Source organism: Prevotella conceptionensis 9403948 (assembly GCF_000312305.1).
Lineage (GTDB): Bacteria > Bacteroidota > Bacteroidia > Bacteroidales > Bacteroidaceae > Prevotella > Prevotella conceptionensis.
Genome location: NZ_HE999443.1, coordinates 527,838 through 532,244 on the forward strand (window position 1 = coordinate 527,838; position 4,407 = coordinate 532,244).

Annotated in this window: 1 protein-coding gene and 1 pseudogene; both read left to right on the top strand. The window is 51.5% G+C overall.

Annotated features, from left to right (window positions below):
* A pseudogene (locus BN93_RS01910) lies at window positions 1-989 on the top strand (transglutaminase domain-containing protein); the annotation flags it as partial.
* A gap of 356 nt (window positions 990-1,345) precedes the next feature.
* On the top strand, window positions 1,346-4,243 hold the full coding sequence (locus tag BN93_RS01915; RefSeq protein ID WP_019186669.1) for an ATP-binding protein: 2,898 nt from the start codon (window positions 1,346-1,348) through the stop codon (window positions 4,241-4,243).
* The last annotated feature ends 164 nt before the right edge of the window (window positions 4,244-4,407 follow it).

Below are 4,407 nucleotides of genomic sequence, written 5' to 3' on the forward strand. Positions count from 1 at the left end.
AGGCCCTGCGCATTGCGCAAACACCTATGGGCGTTTGGCGTTCAAGACTTACCGATACACGCTCGCGCGACATCTTCTTTGTGAGCATGGCGCGCAGCTTGGGCATCGAGTCGCGCAAAGATGCGGTTACGGGTAAGGTGCAATACAAGCGTGACAGCGCATGGGTTGACGTGAATTTTGATAACGCACAAAGCCAAGCCACGCCCACGGGTAAGCTTAAACTTACTTATTCGGCTGCGCCATTGCTGCCTGCCGACCCCAAGTATTACAGCCACTTCACCCTGAGTAAGATTGTAAACGGACAGGCGCAGCTGCTGAACTTCGAAGAAGGAGACGGAAATGCCAACGAGGGAACAACCTGGGCCAACACCTTTGAGCGCGGTTACGACCTGGATGCAGGCACTTATCTGCTTGTTACCGGTACGCGTTTGGCCAATGGTGGCGTGCTGGCCACGCAGCGTTTCTTCAACGTAGCCGCGGGCAAAACCACCGAAGTGCCACTCATCATGCGCCGTCCGTCGGGTCAGCTCAATGTGTTGGGCAACTTTGATAGCGAGTCGCGTTTCCTCAAAGACGGTCAAGAGGTGAGCATCTTGTCGCAAACGGGTCGCGGATATTTCACGCTTGCCCTGCTGGGTATTGGCGAAGAACCCACCAATCACGCCCTACGCGACTTGGCAAAAGCACGCGCTACGCTCGACGAATGGGGCCGTCCCTTCGTGTTACTCTTCCCCAACGATGCCGATTTACAGCGTTTCAAGGACGAGAACTTCGGCACATTGCCTACCAACATCATTCTGGGCGTAGATGCTGACGGCAAAATTAAGCAGCAAGTAGCCAATGCCATGAAACTGGCTAACCCCTCGCAGATGCCAGTTTTCATCGTGGCAGACACCTTTAATCGCGTTGTTTTCTGTTCGCAAGGCTACACAATTGGTATGGGCGAGCAGCTAGAAAAGGTGGCAAAAATGCTAGAAACGGGCAAATAAAGCCAGTTAGCATCGGGCAAATCGAGCCGATTAGGTGGGTCGAGGCTTTCAGATTGCTCTGATAGTTCCGGCCAACTTAATCGGCTTTTCTTTTTTCAAGGCAGTTCAATTTGTTCGATTTGGGCAACCTGTTCTACTTTTAGGCCAGTCGTATTTGTTCTACTTGTCCGACTGGTTGGGGACATTCTTCGCTTAAAGTATGGTGGAATGCCTGCGTGGATTTTTTTAATTCCGCCTTAAACAAAAGCACAATCTCTTAATATATTATGGTGTATATTTCGGGATTTTTATGTAAGTTTGCAATACGAAACAAACAGCGAGCGTGTGCCGCACGCAGCTTACAACACCTCGAACCTATGGACTGCAACCATTACTCGCCTAAACAAGCCCTACAATACGTGGCCTTGCGCTTTGTGGCCGCACTGGTTTTGCTGGCTGGATTGTTGAACGCATGCGCCGACAAACAGCCAACCGACCTGCCCGACTTTCCCCCAACCGGCCAGAATGCTGCTGAAAAGAACGCCGAACCCAAAACCGACGGGCGTTTGTTGCGCCTACTTGCAACATACGAAGAACAAAATGGAGCCGAAAGAACGGCCATCGCCAACCGCATTTTCGGGCTGTTGTATGCCGAAGAAGTAACCGATTCGCTTATTAAAGTGGCCAACAACACGCCCAAAGACGAGGTGGACGCGATGGTGTTGTATCACGCTGCCGAGTATTTTTGGGACAAACAGGACTACGCTACGGCCCTAAACTACGCGCGAAAAGCCCTTCCCCTTACCTACAAAAGCAACGACCTGCTTGCCATAAGCGACTGCGAACAGCTTATCGCGCAGCTGTTGTTCCGCCAATCAGACTTTGTTCGCGCCATTGCGCATGCCCAAAAAAGCCTTGAACTGGACCGCGAAACGGGCGATAAAAGCCGGATAAGCAGCTCGTTAAACACACTTGCGGCCATTAGTCTTGTGGCCAAGCAACCCGAAGAGGGCGAACGATACATCTTAGAGGCCATTGCACTGAGCACCGCGGCCAACGATTCTAACCGCATGGCCATACAATACGGCATGGCATCAGAAATTTATCACGCCATGAAAAAAGAGCAATTGGCCCTCGAACACGCGGTGAGAGCCTATCAAATAGACGAACAGCGCGGCAATGTGGCGAAGATGGGCATCCGACTTTCGCAGATGGCAACCGCCCTAATGGACATGGAACGCTTTGTTGAGGCCGAACGTAGCGTGGACCGAGCCATTCTGATACTTGCAAAAGCAGGCAACAAGCAGTCGTTGGGTATATGTATGAACCAAAAAGGAGAACTGCTTAACCGCCGCGGAGAGTACGCATCGGCGCAACAATGCTTTGAAAAAGCCATCGAAATCTTTGAACAACGCAACGACCTTTATAACCTAAGCCGGGCGCAGATGGGCGCTTTCAACGCCTTAAAGGCCAGCAATCCCACTTTGGCCGCACAGCATTTGCAACGCTATGTGGCGTTGAAAGACTCTATTTATCAGCACGATATGGAGCAGGCCGTGAGTCAGAGCAACGCCAAATACAAGAACGAAGAGCTTACATTGCAAGCGCAACACGAGCAAAAAGAAAAGCGCATCGTGGCCATTGCCGCCATTGTGGTGGTTACGTTGTTGCTGTTGGTGGTGGTCGCACTGATATATGTGGGCAAGATTAGGCAGCGCAACCACGCCTTACTCAAACAGGTGAGCCAGTTGCGAGAGAACTTCTACACCAACATCACCCACGAATTGCGAACGCCTTTAACCCTAATACTGGGTCTAAGCCACGAGTTGAACCAAGACGAAAGCCTTACCGACGAGGCCAAACATAAGGCAACCACCATCGAAAGGCAAGGAAACAGCTTGCTTACGCTCATTAATCAGCTGCTAGACATCGCCAGAGTGAAGTCGGCCGTGGGCAATCCCGACTGGGAAAACGCCGACGTAACGGCGCATGTAAACATGGTTGTGGAGAGTTATCGCGACTTCGCGGTGTCTCAAAACGTGGAATTAAACTTCTCTGGTAACGAGCGTATCGTTACCGACTTCGTGCCAGAGTATATTAATAAGGTGATGAACAACCTGCTGTCTAACGCATTTAAGTTCACGCCCCCATACGGAAAGGTGAGCGTAGCGGTGGCACGCGAGGCCGCAAACGTCGTCATTAGGGTGAAAGATACTGGCGCGGGCATTGCTCCTGAGGCCGTAGCGCATCTCTTCGAGCCTTTTTATAGGGCCAGCAATGGTGCATCGAAGAACGGAACTGGCGTGGGATTGGCCTTGGTTAGGCAGATAATAGACGCGCTAGACGGGCAAATCGTGGTGGGAAGTGCGCCTGGGCGAGGGGCTACTTTCACCATAACGCTGCCCATAAGAAACGTGTGCAAGCCCACGGCCAACGCTCAAAAGCACACCAACACGCCCATGTTGCCGCATGTGGAGAAACGTCTCGACGACGAAACGAACGATAATTGCGCCGAGCAACGCATGCTTATCGTGGAAGATAATGCCGATTTAGCCGCGTATATGGGTTCGTTGTTCACGCCGCAATACGCCGTTTGTTACGCCACTAACGGCGAGGAGGCCTTGGCCAGAGCAACAGAACTGGTGCCCGACATCATCATAACCGACCGCATGATGCCTGGCATCGACGGGTTGGAAGTGTGCAAGCAGGTTAGGGCGAGCGACGTAATGAGCCATATTCCCATAGTGGTGGTTACGGGAAAGATAACCGAACAAGAACGATTGGAAGGCATTAAGGCAGGGGCCGACGCCTATATCACCAAGCCTTTTAACAGTGAAGAGCTGATAACGAGGGTGGAAAACCTGCTTGATAGGCATCGAAAATTGCGCGAGAAATATGGTGATAACGGAAACGAAACAAAAGAAGAAGGCGATGTTCGTGCCGAGGCCGAACGGCAATTCCTAACGAAAGCCGTAGACACAGCCTACCTTTTGCTCGACAAACGCGCGCTAGACGTTAATGCTTTGGCCGAAAGATTGGGCATGAGTCTTAGGCAATTCACCCGTAAGATAGTGGCGCTTACAGGCAACACGCCAGGTGCTTTCATCCTAAACTTAAAGATGCAGAAGGGCAAACAGCTGCTCGACACAAGGTTTGAGTTGAACATCGAGGAGATTTCAGAACGTTGTGGTTTCGAACATGCGTCTAGTTTCTACCACGCTTTCAAGAAAGCATTCGGCGTTACGCCGTCTGAATATAGGAAGAATGGTGGGTAAAAGAGGCCTAACACTGCCCCTCTCTGGCCTCACCCCCAACCCCTCTCCAAGGGGAGAGGGGAGTGATATGCCTTGCAGTAAAATTGCATTTCTCGTTTATCAGCTTAGTAGTTGCATCGCATTTTACGCCCCTCTCCAAAGAAAAAAAGCCTCACCCCACGCCC

Coding starts and splice junctions, on each gene's coding strand:
- BN93_RS01915 (WP_019186669.1), top strand. CDS start 1,346: ATGGACTGCAACCATTACTCGCCTAAACAAGCCCTACAATACGTGGCC.